This is a genomic window from Mycobacterium colombiense, from assembly GCF_001953985.1.
GTDB lineage: Bacteria > Actinomycetota > Actinomycetes > Mycobacteriales > Mycobacteriaceae > Mycobacterium > Mycobacterium colombiense_B.
Genome location: NZ_MBEI01000078.1, coordinates 107,423 through 125,926, shown reverse-complemented (window position 1 = coordinate 125,926; position 18,504 = coordinate 107,423). Strand labels below are relative to the sequence as shown.

General features: G+C 67.9%; 23 protein-coding genes and 1 pseudogene. 16 read left to right on the top strand and 8 right to left on the bottom strand.

Annotation, left to right across the window (positions count from 1 at the left end):
- Positions 1-291 (top strand): annotated as a pseudogene (locus A5732_RS27420) (HNH endonuclease signature motif containing protein); the annotation flags it as partial.
- Between the two features lie 15 nt (positions 292-306).
- Here the strand turns inward: A5732_RS27420 and A5732_RS24095 are convergent.
- Positions 307-1,626 carry an adenylate/guanylate cyclase domain-containing protein gene (locus A5732_RS24095; RefSeq protein ID WP_076103493.1) on the bottom strand — a complete coding sequence of 440 codons (1,320 nt, stop codon included), beginning with the start codon at positions 1,624-1,626 and terminating at the stop codon, positions 307-309.
- A 329-nt stretch (positions 1,627-1,955) separates the two neighbouring features.
- Between A5732_RS24095 and rplN the strand changes: the two genes are divergently transcribed.
- The 10 genes from rplN (at position 1,956) to rplO (ending at position 6,219) form a co-directional block, all read left to right on the top strand.
- On the top strand, positions 1,956-2,324 hold the full coding sequence (rplN, locus tag A5732_RS24090; protein ID WP_003403649.1) for a 50S ribosomal protein L14: 369 nt from the start codon (positions 1,956-1,958) through the stop codon (positions 2,322-2,324).
- The gene (rplX, locus tag A5732_RS24085) at positions 2,325-2,642 is read left to right on the top strand and encodes a 50S ribosomal protein L24 (RefSeq protein ID WP_064877073.1); all 318 of its coding nucleotides are present in this window, start codon (positions 2,325-2,327) and stop codon (positions 2,640-2,642) included.
- Positions 2,642-3,205, top strand: a complete 564-nt coding sequence (gene rplE / locus A5732_RS24080; protein ID WP_076103492.1) for a 50S ribosomal protein L5 — start codon at positions 2,642-2,644, stop codon at positions 3,203-3,205. The genes rplX and rplE overlap by 1 nt, the downstream gene beginning before the upstream one ends.
- A gap of 4 nt (positions 3,206-3,209) precedes the next feature.
- Positions 3,210-3,395 (top strand): type Z 30S ribosomal protein S14, encoded by a 186-nt coding sequence (locus tag A5732_RS24075; RefSeq protein WP_003873499.1) that lies wholly within the window; start codon positions 3,210-3,212, stop codon positions 3,393-3,395.
- A gap of 85 nt (positions 3,396-3,480) precedes the next feature.
- A complete protein-coding gene (gene rpsH, locus A5732_RS24070) occupies positions 3,481-3,879 on the top strand; it encodes a 30S ribosomal protein S8 (protein ID WP_007773558.1) in 399 nt (132 codons plus the stop codon).
- Between the two features lie 23 nt (positions 3,880-3,902).
- Entirely contained in the window at positions 3,903-4,442 is a 540-nt protein-coding gene (rplF, locus tag A5732_RS24065; RefSeq protein WP_076103491.1) for a 50S ribosomal protein L6, read from the top strand.
- Positions 4,443-4,483: 41 nt separating this feature from the next.
- Positions 4,484-4,852: a 50S ribosomal protein L18 gene (gene rplR, locus A5732_RS24060; RefSeq protein ID WP_007773555.1), complete on the top strand. Its 369-nt coding sequence runs from the start codon at positions 4,484-4,486 to the stop codon at positions 4,850-4,852.
- A gap of 37 nt (positions 4,853-4,889) precedes the next feature.
- Positions 4,890-5,564, top strand: coding sequence for a 30S ribosomal protein S5 (gene rpsE / locus A5732_RS24055; protein ID WP_064877068.1), 675 nt, complete (start codon positions 4,890-4,892; stop codon positions 5,562-5,564).
- Positions 5,561-5,779: a 50S ribosomal protein L30 gene (gene rpmD / locus A5732_RS24050; protein ID WP_064950240.1), complete on the top strand. Its 219-nt coding sequence runs from the start codon at positions 5,561-5,563 to the stop codon at positions 5,777-5,779. The genes rpsE and rpmD overlap by 4 nt, the downstream gene beginning before the upstream one ends.
- Complete coding sequence (gene rplO / locus A5732_RS24045) at positions 5,776-6,219, top strand: 50S ribosomal protein L15 (protein ID WP_064950241.1); 444 nt, start codon at positions 5,776-5,778, stop codon at positions 6,217-6,219. Before rpmD ends, rplO begins: the two co-directional genes overlap by 4 nt.
- Here rplO and A5732_RS24040 read toward each other — a convergent pair whose 3' ends face one another.
- A complete protein-coding gene (locus A5732_RS24040) occupies positions 6,220-7,146 on the bottom strand; it encodes an LLM class flavin-dependent oxidoreductase (protein WP_076103490.1) in 927 nt (308 codons plus the stop codon).
- 38 nt (positions 7,147-7,184) lie between these two features.
- Here A5732_RS24040 and sppA point away from each other — a divergent pair, with 38 nt between their 5' ends.
- Positions 7,185-8,960: a signal peptide peptidase SppA gene (sppA, locus tag A5732_RS24035; RefSeq protein ID WP_076103489.1), complete on the top strand. Its 1,776-nt coding sequence runs from the start codon at positions 7,185-7,187 to the stop codon at positions 8,958-8,960.
- Positions 8,961-9,012: 52 nt separating this feature from the next.
- Here sppA and A5732_RS24030 read toward each other — a convergent pair whose 3' ends face one another.
- The 3 genes from A5732_RS24030 to A5732_RS24020 are packed head-to-tail and all read right to left on the bottom strand — an operon-like array spanning position 9,013 to position 11,821.
- The gene (locus A5732_RS24030) at positions 9,013-9,927 is read right to left on the bottom strand and encodes a class I SAM-dependent methyltransferase (RefSeq protein WP_076051992.1); all 915 of its coding nucleotides are present in this window, start codon (positions 9,925-9,927) and stop codon (positions 9,013-9,015) included.
- 21 nt (positions 9,928-9,948) lie between these two features.
- Positions 9,949-10,860, bottom strand: a complete 912-nt coding sequence (locus A5732_RS24025; protein ID WP_076103488.1) for a class I SAM-dependent methyltransferase — start codon at positions 10,858-10,860, stop codon at positions 9,949-9,951.
- 10 nt (positions 10,861-10,870) lie between these two features.
- Positions 10,871-11,821 carry a class I SAM-dependent methyltransferase gene (locus tag A5732_RS24020; RefSeq protein WP_065074378.1) on the bottom strand — a complete coding sequence of 317 codons (951 nt, stop codon included), beginning with the start codon at positions 11,819-11,821 and terminating at the stop codon, positions 10,871-10,873.
- Positions 11,822-11,930: 109 nt separating this feature from the next.
- Here A5732_RS24020 and A5732_RS24015 point away from each other — a divergent pair, with 109 nt between their 5' ends.
- Positions 11,931-12,695, top strand: coding sequence for an SDR family NAD(P)-dependent oxidoreductase (locus A5732_RS24015; RefSeq protein WP_436971839.1), 765 nt, complete (start codon positions 11,931-11,933; stop codon positions 12,693-12,695).
- Positions 12,692-13,924, top strand: coding sequence for a zinc-dependent alcohol dehydrogenase (locus A5732_RS24010; protein WP_076103486.1), 1,233 nt, complete (start codon positions 12,692-12,694; stop codon positions 13,922-13,924). The genes A5732_RS24015 and A5732_RS24010 overlap by 4 nt, the downstream gene beginning before the upstream one ends.
- Here the strand turns inward: A5732_RS24010 and A5732_RS24005 are convergent.
- Entirely contained in the window at positions 13,921-14,955 is a 1,035-nt protein-coding gene (locus A5732_RS24005) for an NAD(P)H-dependent amine dehydrogenase family protein (protein WP_076103485.1), read from the bottom strand. The two genes, A5732_RS24010 and A5732_RS24005, sit on opposite strands and share 4 nt — an antisense overlap.
- An 81-nt stretch (positions 14,956-15,036) precedes the next feature.
- Here A5732_RS24005 and A5732_RS24000 point away from each other — a divergent pair, with 81 nt between their 5' ends.
- Both A5732_RS24000 and A5732_RS23995 read left to right on the top strand, forming a co-directional pair.
- Positions 15,037-15,600: a TetR/AcrR family transcriptional regulator gene (locus tag A5732_RS24000; RefSeq protein WP_076103501.1), complete on the top strand. Its 564-nt coding sequence runs from the start codon at positions 15,037-15,039 to the stop codon at positions 15,598-15,600.
- Positions 15,597-16,823 (top strand): cytochrome P450, encoded by a 1,227-nt coding sequence (locus A5732_RS23995; protein WP_076103484.1) that lies wholly within the window; start codon positions 15,597-15,599, stop codon positions 16,821-16,823. Before A5732_RS24000 ends, A5732_RS23995 begins: the two co-directional genes overlap by 4 nt.
- Positions 16,824-16,844: 21 nt before the next feature.
- On the opposite strand, the gene A5732_RS23990 is transcribed toward A5732_RS23995, so the two are convergent.
- Both A5732_RS23990 and A5732_RS23985 read right to left on the bottom strand, forming a co-directional pair.
- On the bottom strand, positions 16,845-17,498 hold the full coding sequence (locus tag A5732_RS23990; RefSeq protein WP_076103483.1) for an L-fuculose-phosphate aldolase: 654 nt from the start codon (positions 17,496-17,498) through the stop codon (positions 16,845-16,847).
- Positions 17,495-18,475: an NAD(P)-dependent oxidoreductase gene (locus tag A5732_RS23985; protein ID WP_076103482.1), complete on the bottom strand. Its 981-nt coding sequence runs from the start codon at positions 18,473-18,475 to the stop codon at positions 17,495-17,497. The genes A5732_RS23990 and A5732_RS23985 overlap by 4 nt, the downstream gene beginning before the upstream one ends.
- Between the last annotated feature and the right edge of the window lie 29 nt (positions 18,476-18,504).

The following is an 18,504-nucleotide window of genomic DNA, read 5'->3' as shown; positions in this document are numbered from 1 at the left end:
ATCATCTGGACGCTGCCCGACCAGCGGACGTACGTCACCACCCCGGGCAGCGCACTGCTGTTTCCCCAGCTGTGCGCTCCCACTGGCGACGTCCGGGTGAGCGCGGCGCGACCCTTGGATTACTGCGCCGACCGCACCGCGATGATGCCCCGACGCACGCACACCCGCGCCCAAAACCGGGCCGCACGAATTGCGGTCGAGCGCAAGCAGAATCGGCGTCCCCGGTTGGCTGCGCGCGTCGCGCAAAACGGGCCCGCACCCCCCGGTGACGACGAACCGCCGCCATTGTGACTGCGGCGCAACGGCTTACGAAGAGGCGACGGCGAACAGGCGCCAGTCGCCGGGCACGCCCTTGAGCTGGTGAGCGCCGCGCTCCTCGAACTCGAGTCCTGAGCCGATCACGAGGTCGCGCAGCGTGCTGGAGACCAGCACGTCGTTCGGTCCGGCCAGCGCGGTCACGCGCGCGCCGATGTGCACGCCGATCCCGCCGATGTCACCGCCGCGGACCTCGCACTCGCCGGTGTGCAGGCCGGCGCGCACCTGGATGCCGAGTGCCTGCACCGCGTCGCGAATTGCCATGGCGCAGCGGATCGCTCGCTGCGGCCCGTCGAACATCGCGAGGAAGCCGTCACCCGATGTGTTCACCTCGCGGCCCCGAAAGCGAGCGAGCTGTGCGCGCACGACGGCGTCGTGCGCATCGAGCAGCGCGCGCCAGTTGCGGTCGCCAATCGCCGCGGCCCGGCGCGTCGAGTCCGCGATGTCGGTGAACAACACCGTGGCCAGAACCCGGTCGTCGGCCACCTCGGCCTGCTCGCCGGTGAGGAACTCAGCCATCTCGCGGAACGACGACCGCCAATCAGGTTCGACGAAGTGGTAACTGTTGCGCCCCGGTAGCTCGACGTATCTAGCGCCAGGAATGTGGTCCGCGACATACTTACCCCTTGCGGCGGGAATCAGTGGGTTGTCGGCATGGTGAAGTACGACGGTCGGTACACGAATTGTCGGTAGTAGCGACCGCACGTCCATTTGGTTGGCTAGTGGCAGCATGACCTCGAAGCTCTGCGGACTCACCGTCAGGCGGTTGAAACGGGCAAGGCTTGCCCGAATTTCCTCGTTCCAAGGCATATCTGGATTCATGACGTGGTGATACTCGCCAGTTCTCCACATAGCCATAGCGGCTTCTCCTAGCGCCGGCGTCCAGCCATCACCTGATCGGCCGAGCGGATCCGCGAAGCCTTCCTGTACGACTAGAGCGGTCGTCCGGGACGGATGTGTCGCCGCGAACAACGCAGCAGGGGCTACCGCGGCTACGGCCGCAATCAGGACGGCTTCGCGACTACCGAGGTCATCGAGCACCGCGGTGATGCTGTCGGCCCACTGCTCCAAGGTCGGCATCGCGCCGGCGTCGATTGGGTCCGATACCCCGGTGCCAGGCTGATCGAACAAGATCATTCGGCCCAGCGACGTCATGGCCTCGAGCCAGCCTTGAACCAAGGGCAGCTCGGGGAAGATCTCACAGTTGGTGAACCAGTTCGCAACGAACACGATGTCTCGCTCACCCTCACGCGACGCGCGATAGGCGACGTGCAAGTTCCCGTTCATCGCGTAGCGCGTCTCCGAGAACATTGCGGAAGTCTAGTTCGCAGCGAGCCGCTCAGCAGATGTTTCCGCTGTTCACGCGGGTTCCGTTGACGTGTTTTAGGGTGATTCGACGCCTTCGTCCGACGATGACGGGGCCCATCTCGATGGTCTTGGCGCAGAATTTGGCTCTGAGCTGGTCGTCCCCTAGACTCTAGGGGTTGCCTTGGGCAGACCTCGGCCGGTGCGAATCGGCCCCGCGTGCCCTTCGGTGACAAAGACCGCGCACGTCAGGTTTTTTGGTGGGTCATGCCCGCCGAATGCCCACCCCGGTGGGTTCTCCTGCCGTGCACACGCAACCCAGGTCAGGAGATCGAGTGATTCAGCAGGAATCGCGACTGAAGGTCGCCGACAACACCGGCGCCAAGGAGATCTTGTGCATCCGTGTGCTCGGCGGTTCGTCGCGACGCTACGCCGGCATCGGTGATGTCATCGTCGCCACCGTCAAGGACGCCATCCCCGGCGGCAACGTCAAGCGTGGGGACGTCGTCAAGGCCGTGGTGGTGCGCACGGTCAAGGAGCGCCGCCGTCCCGACGGCAGCTACATCAAGTTCGACGAGAACGCCGCGGTGATCATCAAGCCCGACAACGACCCGCGCGGGACGCGCATCTTCGGGCCGGTGGGCCGCGAACTGCGTGAGAAGCGGTTCATGAAGATCATCTCGCTGGCCCCGGAGGTTTTGTAAATGAAGGTCAAGAAGGACGACACCGTCCTGGTGATCGCCGGTAAGGACAAGGGCGCCAAAGGCAAGGTGCTCAAGGTTTACCCGGAGCGTGACCGCGTGCTGGTCGAGGGCGTCAACGCGATCAAGAAGCACACCGCGGTTTCGACCAACCAGCGCGGCGCGCAGTCGGGCGGCATCGTCACCCAGGAAGCGCCGATCCACATCTCCAACGTGATGGTGGTCGACTCGGACGGCAAGCCCACCCGCGTCGGTTACCGGGTCGACGAGGAGACCGGCAAGCGGGTTCGTATCTCCAAGCGCAATGGCAAGGACATCTGATGAGTACTGCAGAAAAGGTTCAGCCGCGCCTGAAAGAGCGCTACCGCAGCGAGATTCGCGATTCGCTGCAGCAGCAGTTCGGCTACGTCAACGTCATGCAGATCCCGACGGTGACCAAGGTCGTCGTCAACATGGGTGTCGGCGATGCGGCGCGGGACGCGAAGCTGATCAACGGCGCGGTCAACGACCTGGGCCTGATCACCGGGCAGCGCCCCGAGATCCGCCGCGCGCGCAAGTCCATCGCGCAGTTCAAGCTGCGTGAGGGCATGCCGATCGGCGCGCGGGTCACCCTGCGCGGCGACCGGATGTGGGAGTTCCTGGACCGGCTCACCTCGATCGCGCTGCCCCGTATCCGCGACTTCCGCGGGCTTTCGCCCAAGCAGTTCGACGGTGTCGGCAACTACACCTTCGGGCTGGCCGAGCAGTCGGTGTTCCACGAGATCGACGTGGACAAGATCGACCGGGTCCGCGGCATGGACATCAACGTCGTCACCTCGGCGACGAATGACGACGAAGGACGAGCGCTGTTGCGGGCCCTCGGCTTTCCCTTCAAGGAGAACTGAGTAGATGGCAAAGAAGGCACTGGTCAACAAGGCCGCACGCAAGCCGAAGTTCGCGGTGCGCGGCTACACGCGTTGCAACAAGTGCGGCCGCCCACGCGCGGTCTTCCGCAAATTCGGCCTGTGCCGGATCTGCCTGCGCGAGATGGCGCACGCGGGCGAACTGCCCGGCGTGCAGAAGAGCAGCTGGTAACAGCCGTAACCCCCAAGACCAACCCAGAAAAGGTGCGCGACAGGCCCGGACCGGGAACCACCGCGAGGAAGGTACCAACGCTGTCATGACGATGACGGACCCGATCGCAGACTTCTTGACACGTCTGCGCAACGCCAATTCGGCGTATCACGACGAGGTGACGTTGCCGCACTCGAAGCTCAAGGCAAACATCGCCCAGATCCTCAAGAGCGAGGGATACATCACCGACTACCGGACCGAGGATGCTCGGGTCGGCAAGTCGCTGATCGTTCAGCTCAAGTACGGGCCTAGCCGGGAGCGAAGCATCGCCGGCCTGCGCCGCGTGTCCAAGCCCGGTCTGCGGGTGTACGCGAAATCGACCAATCTGCCGCGCGTGCTCGGTGGCCTGGGTGTGGCGATCATCTCCACCTCCTCGGGCCTGCTGACCGACCGCCAGGCGGCCCGACAGGGCGTGGGCGGCGAAGTCCTCGCGTACGTCTGGTAAGGGCGGGAAGGTAACGAAAGACTATGTCTCGCATTGGTAAGCAGCCGGTTCCGGTCCCGTCCGGAGTCGACGTGACGATCGATGGCCAGAAGGTGTCGGTGAAGGGGCCCAAGGGCGTCCTGGACCTGACGGTGGCCGAGCCGATCACCGTGTCGCGCACCGAGGACGGCGCGATCGTGGTCGCACGTCCCAACGACGAGCGGCGCAACCGCTCGCTGCACGGACTGTCGCGCACCCTGGTGTCCAACCTGGTCACCGGCGTGACGCAGGGGTACACGGTCAAGATGGAGATCTTCGGCGTCGGCTACCGGGTGCAGCTCAAGGGCTCCAACCTCGAGTTCGCACTGGGCTACAGCCACCCCGTGGTGATCGAGGCTCCGGACGGCATCACGTTCGCCGTCCAGTCGCCGACGAAGTTCTCCGTCACCGGGATCGACAAGCAGAAGGTCGGCCAGATCTCGGCGAACATCCGCCGTCTGCGCCGCCCCGACCCGTACAAGGGCAAGGGCGTGCGCTACGAGGGTGAGCAGATCCGCCGCAAGGTCGGAAAGACAGGTAAGTAATCATGGCGCAAACAAAAGCTGGCACCGCCACGCGAAAGCCGGTGGGGCAGAGCGTTTCCGCGACTCGGCGCGTCTCTCGGCTGCGCAGGCACGCACGTCTGCGCAAGAAGATCGCCGGCACGCCGCAGCGTCCGCGGCTGGTGATCAACCGGTCCGCGCGACACATTCACGTGCAGCTGGTCAACGACGAGAACGGGACCACGGTGGCCGCCGCCTCGTCCATCGAGGACGACGTGCGCAGCCTGCAGGGCGACAAGAAAGCCCGCAGCGTGCGGGTGGGCCAGCTGATCGCCGAGCGCGCCAAGGCCGCCGGCATCGACAGCGTGGTCTTCGACCGTGGCGGATACACCTACGGCGGACGGATCGCGGCGCTGGCCGATGCCGCACGCGAGAACGGATTGCAATTCTGATGAACAAGAGCTTGAACACGACTGGAAGGACCGCATAATGGCGGAGCAGCCGGCCGGCGGACAAGGCGCCGGCGACAGCCGCGACTCGCGCGGTGACCGCGACAGCCGCGGTCGTCGTGGCGACGGCGGTCGTGGAGGCCGTGACCGCGACGGCGACAAGAGCAACTACCTGGAGCGGGTTGTCGCGATCAACCGTGTCTCCAAGGTGGTCAAGGGTGGTCGGCGATTCAGCTTCACCGCGTTGGTGATCGTCGGCGACGGCAACGGCATGGTCGGTGTCGGCTACGGCAAGGCCAAGGAAGTTCCCGCTGCCATCGCCAAGGGCGTCGAGGAAGCCCGCAAGGGCTTCTTCCGGGTGCCGCTGATCCGCGGGACCATCACCCACCCGGTGCAGGGTGAGGCGGCCGCCGGTGTGGTGCTGCTGCGCCCGGCCAGCCCCGGTACCGGTGTGATCGCCGGTGGCGCCGCCCGTGCGGTGCTGGAATGCGCCGGCGTGCACGACATCCTGGCCAAGTCGCTGGGTAGTGACAACGCGATCAACGTCGTGCACGCGACCGTCGCCGCGCTCAAGCTGCTGCAGCGCCCCGAGGAGGTGGCCGCTCGCCGCGGCCTGCCCATCGAGGACGTTGCGCCGGCCGGAATGCTCAAGGCGCGCCGCGAAAGTGACGCGATGGCCAGTGCGGCGGCACGAGAGGCAACGGCACAACCATGAGTAGTCAACTGAAGATCACCCAGGTGCGCAGCACCATCGGGGCCCGCTGGAAGCAGCGCGAGTCCCTGCGCACCCTGGGCCTGCGGAAGATCCGGCACTCGGTGATCCGCGAGGACAACGCGCAGACCCGCGGCCTGATCGCGGTGGTCAGCCACCTCGTCGAGGTGGAGCCGGCCGAGGCGACGGCCACGGGCACCGGAGGTAGCAAGAAATGACGATCAAGCTGCACGATCTCAAGCCGGCGCGCGGGTCCAAGACCGCCCGCACCCGGGTCGGTCGCGGTGAGGGCTCCAAGGGTAAGACCGCCGGCCGCGGTACCAAGGGCACCAAGGCACGCAAGAACGTGCCGGCGACCTTCGAGGGTGGCCAGATGCCGATCCACATGCGGCTGCCCAAGCTCAAGGGCTTCCGCAACCGGTTCCGCACCGAGTACGAGATCGTCAACGTCGGCGACCTCAATCGGCTTTTCCCGCAGGGCGGTTCGATCGGGGTGGACGAGCTGGTGGCCAAGGGTGCGGTTCGCCGCAACTCGCTGGTCAAGGTGCTCGGCGACGGCAAGCTGACGGTCAAGGTCGAGGTGACCGCGCACAAGTTCAGCGGTAGCGCACGCGAGAAGATCACCGCCGCAGGCGGTTCGGCGACCGAGCTGTCCTAGCTAGCTCAGCTGCGGAATCACTTCTGCGGCAAGGCGTTCCATCTGCTCGTGGTTCTCTCCCGGGTCGGTGCCGACGGGGTTCAACAGCACCATCTGCGCCCCGGCGTCGATGACCTCACGTAACCCGCGCGCCACGTCGTCGGGCTTGCCGGACACCGGTACGTCGTGCACGCCGGGCATCTTTCCGTAGATGCGGTCCAGCCCGGCGAGCACACGTTCCCGGGCCCTGGCCGCGTCGTCGTCGACCATCAGGTAAACCCGCTTGCCGATGGTGAAACTCGCGGGGTCCTTCTGTTGCTCATCGAGCTCGCGGCGCACCACGGTGACGGCCCCGGCGAACGCCTCGGTAGTCGACGAACCGGCGCCCAGGAACGAGTCACCGTGGCGCACCGCGCGGGCCAGCGCCTTGGGCGCGAGGCCGCCGAACCAGATCGGCGGGTGCGGCCGCTGCACCGGCTTGGGCTGGATCGGCAGGTCGTCGACGTCGCGGAACCGACCGTGAAACGTCACCCGCGGCTCGTCGGACCACGCCGCCTTCATCAGCTGCAGCCCCTCGGTGAAATACGAGATGAAGGTGTCCTTGTCCACGCCGAAGGCCGCGAATTGCCGCCTACCGCCGCCCGGCGCGACGCCGATGTCCAGCCGGCCGTGGCTGAGCCGGTCGACCGCCGTGGCGGCCGAGGCCAACTGCAGCGGGTCGTGCAACGACGTCACCAGGACCGCGACGCCCAGGCGCAGCCGCTCGGTGCAGGCCGCGCAGTACGCCAGCAGCTCCAGCGGAGCCAGCAGCGGTGCGGGCCCGATGATCTGCTCGAGCAGCCACCCGCCCTCGAACCCGAGCTCCTCGGCCCGGGCCAGAAACGCGCGCAGCCCGGCTCCGTCGAAGCCGTCGTAGTCGAACTGCGGGATCGCGATGGAGAACCTCACCCGACCACCGTACGGCCGTGCATCGGTAGTCTGCAGACATGTTCGCTTTCCTGCCCCCGATCCCCGGCATCGGCGAGGTCCGGGCCCTCGCCGGCCGGGTCGACACCGCCCGCCATCACGGCGTGCCCAACGGCTGCGTGCTCGAATTGGACCTGCGCTCGATGCCGCCGGAGACGTCGGGTTTCGATCCGCTGGCGATCATCACCGGGGGCAGCCGGCCGGTCGCGCTGCGCGACATGGTCGCCGCCATCTACCGGGCGGCCGAGGACCCGCGGGTGGCCGGGCTGATCGGCCGGGTTCAACTCAGCGCGTCGCCCTCGGCCGCGGTGCAGGAGCTGCGCGAGGCGATCGTCGCGTTCACCGCTGTCAAGCCGTCGCTGGCCTGGGCCGAGACCTACCCGGGCACGCTCTCGTACTACCTGGCTTCGGCGTTCGGTGAGGTCTGGATGCAGCCCGCCGGAAGCGTCGGGCTGATCGGCTTCGCGAGCAATGCCACCTTCCTGCGCGACGCGTTCGACAAGGCCGGCATCGAAGCGCAGTTCGTCGCGCGCGGCGAATACAAGTCGGCCGCAAACCGTTTCACCGAGCACGGCTTCACCGAGGCGCACCGCGAGGCCGTCACCCGGATGCTGGAGAGCCTGCAGGAGCAGGTATGGGAAGCCGTGGCGCATTCGCGCAAGCTCGACGCCGATGTGCTCGACGCACTGGCCGACCGGGCCCCGCTGTTGCGCGAGGAGGCCGTGTCATCGGGACTGATCGACCGGATCGGGTTCCGGGACGAAGCCTATGACCACATCGCGGAACTGGTTGGCGTGCAAGATGTTTCCGAGGAGAACACGCCACCGCGGCTGTACCTGTCGCGCTACGCCGGCGCGGCCCGGTCCCGGCTGACCCCGCCGGTGCCCTCGGTTCCCGGACGCAGCCCCAAGCCGAAGGTGGCCGTCATCAACATCGACGGCACGATCATCGACGGGCGCGGGGGGCCGCAGTTTTTGCCGTTCGGCGCCTCCACCGTCGGGAGCGACACCATCGCCCCGGCGTTGCGAGAGGCCGCCGCCGACAAAGAGGTGTCCGCGATCGTGCTGCGGGTGAACAGCCCCGGGGGCTCGGTGACCGCGTCGGAAACCCTTTGGCGCGAAGTGAAAAGGGCTCGCAAACGCGGCAAGCCGGTGGTGGCGTCGATGGGTGCGGTCGCCGCGTCCGGCGGGTACTACATCGCGGTGGCCGCCGACGCGATCGTGGCCAGCCCCGCGACGATCACCGGTTCGATCGGCGTGATCACCGGCAAGCTGGTGATTCGCGATCTGCTGGAGCGCCTCGGCGTCGGGCTGGATAGCGTGCGCACCAACGCCAATGCCGATGCCTGGTCGATCGAGACACCCTTCACCCCGGAGCAGCGCGCCCACCGGGAGGCCGAGGCCGACCTGGTGTACGCCGACTTCCTGGAGCGGGTCGCCGACGGCCGCAACCTGACCACCGAAGCCGTCGATCGCGTCGCCCGGGGCCGGGTGTGGACCGGCGCGGACGCGCGCGAGCGGGGCCTGGTCGACGAACTGGGCGGCTTCCGCACCGCGCTGCGCCGCGCGAAAATCCTTGCCGGACTTGACGAGGACGCCGACGTGCGCGTCGTGACCTACCCGGGTGGCTCGCTGCTGGACATGCTGCGGCCACGGGCCTCCTCGCAACCGGCGGCCGCATCGGTGCCCGACGCGCTGGGCGCGCTGCTGGGCCGCACCATCGGCGGCATCCTGGACAACGTCGAACGGTCCTATACCGGGGCCAGCGCGTTGTGGCCGGGGCCGTGGCGGCTCTAGCCCGATGGTGGCGACCCCGCTGCGCCCGGCTACGCCGCGCTTGCGATCGCCACTAGCCCGCCAGCTTGGCGCTGATGAAGATGATCTCGCCAAGCGGGTCGTCGTTTTCCGGGGCGGGCACCTCGATGCCGTTGCGCTCGAACAGTTCCGTCCGGGTGATGCCCTCGGGTCGCCATCCGATGCTGGACAGGTAGTCGACGACGTGGTTGCGTTCGCCGGCGTAGACCAGCGACGCCATGTCGATGTCCACGCCGTGCTCCCGGAACGACCCGGACATCTCGCGCACCCGCTCCGCGTCGAAATCCACGATGCCGGGCACGAATTCGGTGGCGATGGTGCTGCCCGGCGCGCTGAGCGCGGTGATGTTGTCGAACAGCCGGTCCTGGGCCTCGGGCGGCAGGTAGATCAGCAGGCCCTCGGCCAGCCAGGCCGTCGGCGCCGTCGTGTCGAATCCCGCCGCCTTCAGCGCGGCTGGCCAGTCCGCGCGCAGATCGATGGGGACGGTGCGCCGCGGCGCGGTCGGCTCGGCGCCGACGTCGGCCAGGGTGCTGCTCTTGAACTCGATCACCCGCGGCTGGTCGATCTCGTAGACCACCGTGCCGGCCGGCCAGGGCAACCGGAAGGCGCGCGAGTCCAGCCCGGAGGCCAGGATCACCACCTGACGCACCCCGGCGCCGGTGGCGTCGATGAAGTAGTCGTCAAAGTACTTGGTGCGCACGGCCATTCCGTCGACCATCGACTGGATGCGCACCGGCGAGGCGTTCTCGATCGCGTCCACGTCGAGGTCGCCGTCCATCATCTTGGTGAAGAAGTCCACCCCGACCGCGCGCACCAGCGGTTCGGCGAACGGATCGTTGATCAAACCGCGGGGATCCTTGGTCGCCATCGCACGCCCGGCCGCGACCATGGTCGCGGTCGCGCCGACGCTGGACGCCAGATCCCACTCATCGTCGTGAGTGCGTGACATAGCCAGAACCCTAACCGAGCGTCACTTGAGGGTGGCGGCGACGTAGCTCAGGTCGCCGAAGGCCGGCACCACTTCTTCGGGAAACTCGAAGCCGTTGTGCGCGTACAGCTCCCTGACCGGGTGCGCCGTCACATTCCAGCCGTGTTCGGTCAGGTAGTCGACGACTACGCTGCGCTCACCCCGGTAGAACAAATCACCCGCGTCGAGGTCGAACCCGGCACGCCGCCACCGCTCGGTGATTTGCCGCAAGCGCTCGTCGGTGAAGGCATCGGGATCTGGCACGTGTTCGGTGGCCAGCCGGCTGCCGGGCGCGCTGAGCGAGGCGATGTGGTCGAACAGGCGGTCCTGGGCCTGCGGCGGCAGGTAGGGCAACAATCCCTCCGCACTCCACGCGGTCGGCTGGGTCACGTCAAAGCCGCTCTGCCGCAACGCCGCGGGCCAGTCGTCGCGCAGGTCGATGGCTACGGTCCGGCGCTCGGCGGTGGGGGCCGCGCCGAGGTCAGCCAGCGTGTTGGTCTTGAACGCGATGACCCGTGGCTGGTCGATCTCATAGACCACGGTGCCCGCGGGCCACGGCAACCGGTAGGCCCTGGTGTCCAGCCCGGAAGCCAGTATCACAGCTTGGCGCACACCGTCTTTGGCGGCATTGATGAAGAAGTCGTCGAAGAACCTCGTCCGCACCGTCATCTGCTCGGCCCTGGTCTTGCGGTTCATCAGCGGGTCGTCGGCGAAATCGACCTCGCCGTCCAGGATCCGGATGAAGGGGTCCAACCCGACGGCGCGGACCAGCGGATCGGCGAGTTGATCGTCAAGCAGTGGGTTCGGTCCCTGGGAAGCCACGGCGCGGGATGCGGCGACCATGGTGGCGGTCGCTCCCACGCTGGACGCCAGGTCCCAGCTGTCGCCGTCGGTTCTTCCCGCGTCGGTGGTCATCTCCTGGCTCCTATTTCTCGCCGAGCGTGCCGCTGGTGTACAGCATCTCGCCCATGCGCATGTCGTCGTCGGTGAGGGGGTCAAGTCCGTTGGCCGCGAACAGTTCTCCGATGCTGGCGCTGTTCAGCCGCCAGCCACGGTCGGCCAGGTAGGGGGCCGCCTCGTTGCGGTCGCCGAAGTAGACCAGGCCCGCCATGTCCAGCTCGAAACCGTGCGCGCGCCAGCGCTCGGAGATCGTCTGCATGCGCTCCTTCATCTTGTCCTCGGCGCCGGGCTCGGGGTTGGGCGCGCTTTCGGTGGCCAGCCGGCTGCCCGGCGCGCTGAGTTCGGTGATGGTGTCCAGCAGGCGATCCTGCGCCTCGGGCGGCAGGTAGCCGAGCAGGCCCTCGGCGCTCCAGGCGGTCGGCTGGGCCGGGTCGAACCCGGCGTTGCGCAGCGCGGTGGGCCAGTCGTCACGCAGGTCGATGGCCACCACGCGTCGCTCGGCGGTGGGGGCGGCGCCCAGGTCGGCCAGCGCGCGGGTCTTGAATTCGATGACCTGCGGCTGGTCCACCTCGTAGACCACGGTGCCGGCCGGCCATGCCAACCGGTACGGGCGGGCGTCCAGCCCGGAAGCCAGGATCACCGCCTGCTTGATGCCCGCGTTCGTCGCGGCCAGGAAGAACTCGTCGAAGAACTTGGTGCGGACCGCCATGTTGTCGGCCATCCGCGACATCGCCCCGGCCGACCCCGCGGCCCCGTCGTGAACGTCGTTCAGCTCGGCGGGATCCAGCTCGCCGCTGGCCAGCCGGGAGAGCAGGTCCACGCCGACCAGCTTGACCAGCGGCTCGGCGAACGGGTCGTTGATCAGCGGTTTGTCGGCGCGGGTGGCCATTGCGCGGGCCGCCGCGACCATGGTCGCGGTCACGCCGACGCTGGACGCCAGGTCCCAGGTGTCGCCTTCGTACCTGGTCGAAGTCATTCGTGTGCTCCTATCGGAGATAGTTAATCTAATATTTAGCCGATATAACAAGCTTCTCCCACTGTACGCTTCCCGCGATTCGCGGCAACCTTTACTGATGGCGTACGCGGTGTCGGGTAAACGGGTGCTCATCACGGGTGCCTCGTCGGGTTTGGGTGCGGCCCTGGCGCGACGGCTGGCCGCCCGGGCTGCGGTGGTGGGGCTGGTCGCGCGCCGCCGGGATCGGCTCGGTGAGGTGCTGGCCGACTGCAGGCGCACCTCGCCGGACTCGGCCATGTGGGTGGCCGACCTGGGCGACACGGCGGCGCTGGCCGACCTGGCGCTGCGGGCCTGGGACGCGCTCGGCGGCGTCGACGTGCTGGTCAACAACGCCGCGATGCCCAAGCGGCGCAACGTCATCGCGCTGGATCCGGACGAGGCCGAAGAGGTCATGCGGGTCAACTTCTTCGCCCCGATGCGCCTGACGCTGGCGCTGTTGCCGGCGATGCTGGCCCGCGGATCGGGCATGATCGTCAACGTGTCCAGCGTTGGCGGCCGGCTCGGAATCATCCACGAAAGCGCCTATTGCGCGAGCAAATTCGCGCTGTGCGGATGGAGCGAGGCGATGGCCGTGGACCTGCACGACACGCCGATCTCGGTGAAGCTGATCGAGCCGGGCCCGGTCGATACCGAGATCTGGGACCACCCCGGCAGCGAGGAACCCCTCTACCGGGGACCCAAGGTGGCCGCGGACGTGGTGGCCCACGGCATCATCGCGGCCCTGGACGGTGAGCGCTTCGAGCACTACCTGCCCGACATGAAAGCCGTCATCGACGCCAAAAACGCCGACCTGGACGCGTTCATCGCCGGCGCCGCGGGGATGGCGTCGCCATGAAGGCGCTCGTCTACGGCGTGCCACCGGAGCCCGTCGAGGTCCCCGACGACGCCAACCCGTTGACCCAGAACCTGGCACGCACCCCGACTGCCCTGCGCGACCTGCCGGATCCCGAACTGCCGCACGAGGACTGGGTAATCACCCGGCCACGGCTGACCGGCATCTGCGGATCGGATTCCAAGCAGATCCTGATGGACTTCGGCGAGGGCGACACCGACAACGCCATGGCCGCGTTCTGTTCGTTCCCGCAAGTCATGGGCCACGAGGTGGTCGCCGACGTGGTGGCGCTGGGACCCAAGGCCCGGGGGCTGAGCGTGGGGGAGCGAGTGGTGCTCAACCCGTGGCTGTCCTGTGGGCCGCGCGGCATCCAACCGCCCTGTCCCGCATGCGCATCCGGCGACTACAGCCTGTGCTGGAGCTTCACCGACGGCGACATCAAGCCGGGCATCCACACCGGGGTCTCGGCCGACGTGACGGGCGGCTACGCCGAACTGATGCCGGCCCACGACAGCATGCTGTTCGCCGTGCCGGACTCGATCCCGGACGAGATGGCCGTGTTCGCCGATCCGTTCTCGGTGTCGCTGCACTCGATCACCCGCCACCCACCGCCGCGCTCGGGCGCCGCACTGGTGTACGGGGCCGGCTCGCTGGGATTGTGTGCGGTCGCGATCCTGCGGGCGCTGTATCCCGACGTGGCCGTCGCGGTGGTGGCGCGCTTCGCCGCGCAGGCCGAGCTGGCCCGACGGTTCGGCGCCACGAAAATCCCTGCGCACGAACCGCGTACGGCCATCATCGAAGACCTGGTCGCCTGGGGCGGTGGCCGGCTGCGCCAGCCGCTGCAGGGTCTGCCGATGGCTCATCCCGGCGCGGTCGACGTCGTCTACGACACCGTCGGCAAGCCCGAGACCTTCGAGGTCGGCGTCCGGGTGCTGCGGTCGCGAGGGACGTTGGTGAAGGCCGGCGTTCACGCCCCGGGCCGGTGGGAGGACAGCCCGCTCTACTTCAAAGAGCTCTCGTTCGTCGGCTCGAACGCCTTCGGCGTCGAGGAGGTGGACGGGCAGCGCAAGCACGCCATCGCCCACTACCTCGACCTGGCCGCCGCGGGTCGAATGGACCTGCGCCCCATGCTCACCCACACCTTCGAATTGGGGCAGTGGCGCGAGGCCTTTCTGGCGATCGCCAACCAGGGCGACAGCGGCGCGGTGAAGGTGGGCATCGACCAGCGCTAGGTGAGTGCCCCTCGGGATCCGGTGATCGGCAGGTCGATCGGGGTGATGACACCCGGCGGTGCGTCACAAAGGTACGGGATGGCGTTGACCGCCGCGACGGCGGTGCTATTCATCAACACGGTCATCACGTCCTCCCCGGGTTTGCCGAACCGGATGGTCGCGTCGACACGTGGTTCGCCTTCGATCACCACACTGAATCCCTTGGGGTCGGTCCATTTCGGGTCGAGCGCATCGTCGCTCATGGTCCAGCAGATGGCCAGCTCGACCACCGGGCGGCCGCCGCGATATCCGCGATAGGTGCGGCGTTGCCCCCCGGCGGTGCCGGCGGCATAGTGCACCCAGCCCAGATTGAGATCCCTTGTCAGCACCGCGGGCTCGACGAACGCCTCCTTGGAGTCGAGCTCGGTGCCCAGCATGGCGGCGATCATGTCCAGCGTCTCGAAGTAGCCGATTCCGTACCGTTGCGCCTCGGGGTCGAGGTGCGTCACCCGCTCGCGGGGTGGTTTGCCGAACCCGAGCACCTTCCACACGTCCTGAACGGGATAGGTTGTGCAGTCCAATGTTTCGACGAGCTTGATGCTGTCGACCCGTCGGCAGGCGCCGGTGAGGAACCCGGCGACGACGTTGATGAAGCCCGGCTCGAATCCGGTGCCCAGGAAGGTCGCGCCGCCCTGTTGGGCCGCCTCGTCGAGCGCCGGCAGTTCGACCGGGTGATGGGTGCCGGTCAGGAAATCTCCAGTCGTGACGACGTTGATGCCACAGCGCAGCATCCTGATCACCAGTTCGTAGTCGATGGCCCGCGGCATGTAGTTCACACAGTCCGGCCGAAGCTCGATCAACGCATCGGCGTCTGCGGTTGCTGCCACACCGATCGGGGGGCGGTCTGCCAACACACCCGCGTCGCGGCCCACCTTGTCCGAACCGAAGGCGTGCACGCCCACCACGTCGAAGTCGTCGCGGTCCAGCAGGACGCCGAGCGCTCGACTGCCGATGTTGCCGGTTGACCACTGAACTACGCGGTATGGCGCCATTTGACAAGCGTAGGCGAACGTTGTTCTAATCTGAATACTGTTCGAATTCGTACATCGTTCGAAAGGGGGCGTGTGGAGGCCGTGGCCAACACGCCGGTCCTGCGCTATGGGGCGCTGGACCGAGCGCACCTGACGAAGCACTTGTTGCGACTGGCCAAACGCGTGGGCGTCGGCCGGGTCACGATGCGCGAGCTGGCAGCGGAGGCGGGCACGGCGGCCTCGTCGGTCTACTACCACGTCCGCGACAAGCGGGAACTGCTCGACCTGCTGATCGAATCGGTGCTTGCGCAGATCGAGGTTCCGCAGGAGGGCGATTGGGAAACGCGCTTGCTGGCGCTCTACACGGGCGCCCGGAAGGTGCTGGTCGGCGTGCCCGGCATCGCGGCCCTGCTGCAGGAGCATCCGCACACCGCCGCGGCGACCGAGCTGGACCGCGCCTCCCGCGCGATTCTGCGCGAATCCGGCTTGAGCGCCGAGCATTTCGACGCGGCGCACGCCGCGCTGTACATCCACCTGCTGGGCTCCGTGCAGCTCGAGCACACGCACCGCGCCGGCGGCCCAAGCGACGAAGCGTTCGCCTACGGCTTGCGGCTGATCCTGACCGGCTTGCGCAACGAACTCGAGCACGGTCCAGGCGCGTCATGACGGAGACGACGATCGATCTCGCCGAGCCGGCGATCTGGGCTACTCGTTTTCCCGAGGACCTGTTCGCCGAGTTGCGCGCCCACACGCCGGTGTTTCACCAGCAGCTCACGGATGACGTCAGATCCACTGTGGGCCGCGAATTTTGGGTGTGCACCAAGCATGCCGATGTCGCGCGAGTCCACCGCGATCACGAGTCGTTCACGGCGACCCGTGGACCGCTGATTCAAGACGTACCCATGTTCGACGCGTACCCGGCCATCGTCAGCATGGACCCACCGGATCACACGATTCGCCGCAAAGTCATCGCCCGCGCGTTCACACGACGCGCGGTGGCCAAGCTGGAGGACGGCATCCGAGATCGGGCCGAGGCGATGGCCGCCGCCCTGCTCGAGTCCGGTGGGGGCGAGTTCGTCGACCTGGCGGCGGGATTGCCGATCTCGGTGATCGGTGACATCGTCGGGATTCCCGACGCCGACCGCCCGCACGTGTTCGGTCTGATCGACCGGGTGTTGAAGACCGCCGGCGCGCAGATGGCCCTCCCCGACGGCGATGACCTGTTGCCCTTCATGGAATTGTTCGAGTACGCCAGCACGCTGACCGCTTACAAGCGTGAGCATCCCGCGGACGACATCTGGAGCGCGTTGTGCACCGCGGAGATCACGGGCGAATCGGGGGAGAGCTTCTCGCTGCCGTCCAACGAACTCGAGATCTTCTTCTTCATCCTCGGGTTGGCCGGCGCCGACACGACTCGAAATGCGTTGTGCGACGGGATGCGGGCCTTCGCGGCCAATCCCGATCAGATCGCGGTCTACCGATCCGACCCGGAGGCGAGGCGCACCGCGGTCGAGGAGGTGATCCGGTATTCCACGCCGATCATGTTCTGGGTGCGCGGGGCGATCAACGATGTGATGCTCGGCGACGTCCCGGTCCCCGCGGGTGCCCGCGTGGTGACGATGTTGCGCTCGGCCAACCGCGACGAAGACGTCTTCGAGGATCCATACCGGTTCGACATTCGCCGCGACCCCAACCCCCACCAATCCTTCGGGGGTGGCGGCGCCCACCACTGCCTGGGCGCAATGCTTGCGCGGGCGGAAGTCCGGGCCGCCCTCGACGAGGTCCTGCTGAATACCGGCGCCATCGAAGTCGGCGAGCCGAGGATGACGCTTCCCGACTTGTGCAACAACATGACGGTGTACGAGTCACTCCCGGTCATTCTGAAGTAGCGTCGGGCTCGGCAACCAGCGCTAGGTGTTGGCCCGCAGGTAGCCATAGACCGAGGCGAAGTTGCGGTTGACGTCCTCGGGGATCGCCACCGGGCCGCCGAGAGCGCGTGCGCCCCAGACGATTTGGGCGGTCCGCTCCACCAGCGCGGTGATGTGCAGGACCTTGTCCGGCCGCGGTCCCACCGCCACCAGGCCGTGGTTGGCGATCAGCGCGGCGCCGCGGCCCTCGAGCGCGGCGACCGCGTTGGTGCCGACCTCCGGCGTGCCGGACGCCGCGTATTCAGTGCAGCGGACGTCGCCGCCGCAGTACACCGCGAACTCGTCGATGCATGCCGGGATCGATTCGTGTGCGATGGCGAACATGGTCGCCCACACCGGATGGCTGTGGATGACGCTGCCGACGTCGTCGAAGGCCCGGTAGCAGGCCAGATGCAGCTGCATCTCCGACGACGGGGAGCGGCCCTCGCCCGCCTGCAGCACCGAGCCGTCGGCGACGAGGAGCACCAGATCGTCGAGCTGCATGTCGCGGTAGTCCACCGACGACGGGGTGATGACGACGTTGCCGTCGGCGCGCCGCGCCGAGATGTTGCCGGCCGTCCCCTCCACCAGGCCGCGGCGCAGCATGTCCTTGGCGGCGTCCAGCACCGCGATCTCCGGGTCGTCGACGAACTTCATGGCCCCAGCACCTCCGGGTTGACGATGTGAGCGGGCGCGTTGCCGGCCAGCAGCGCCTCCAGGTCATCGGCCACCATCTGCGCCTGCCGCGCCTCGGTGTCGAAGGTTGCGCCCCCGATGTGCGGCGTCAGCACGACGTTTCGCATTCCCACCAGCGGGTGATCGGCGGGCAGCCATTCGCCGGCGAAGTGGTCCAGGCCCGCGGCGCCCACCTTGCCCGTGAGCAGGGCGTCGACCAGGGCGTCGGTGTCGTGCAGCTGGGCGCGGGCGGTGTTGAGGAAGACCACGCCGTCGCGCATGGCCGCGAACTCCCCTGCGCCGATCATGCCGGCCGTGTCGTCGGTGACCGGGGCGTGCAGCGAGACCACGTCGGCCTCGCTCAGCAGCTCGTCGAGGCTGTGCCGCGCGTCGGGGTTGTAGGGGTCGTGCGCGATGACCCGCAGCCCCAGCCCGGACAACCGCCACCGCGTCGCGCGGCCGACGGCGCCGAGGCCCACCAGCCCGGCGGTGAGCCCCGCGATCTCGGCGGCGCGGAACCGCTGATAAGGGATGCTGCCGTCGCGAAAGATGTTGCCGCTGCGCACATCCGCATCCGCGGTCAGCACGTGACGGGTGGCGGCCAGCAGCAGCGCCACCGTCATCTCGGCGACGGCGTCGGCGTTGCGGGCCGGGGTGTTCAGCACCGGGATGCCGGCCGCGGTGGCCCCGGCGATGTCGACGTTGTTGGGGTCGCCGCGGGTGGACGCGATCACCCGCACGCCCTGCTCGAACACCGGGCCGCGCACCGAATCGCTTTCCACCACCACGATTTCGGCGGCTTCACCGGCGATCCGCTCGGCCAGCTGCTTGGGGCTGTAGATGCGCAGCGGGGTCTGCTCGATCCAGGGGTCGTACACCACGTCGGCCAGCTCTCGCAGCTTGGCGAAGCCCGGACCCCGCATCGGGGCGGTCACCAACGCACGTGGTTTGGACGTCACGAGTGCCAATGCTGGCGTACGGTGACGCC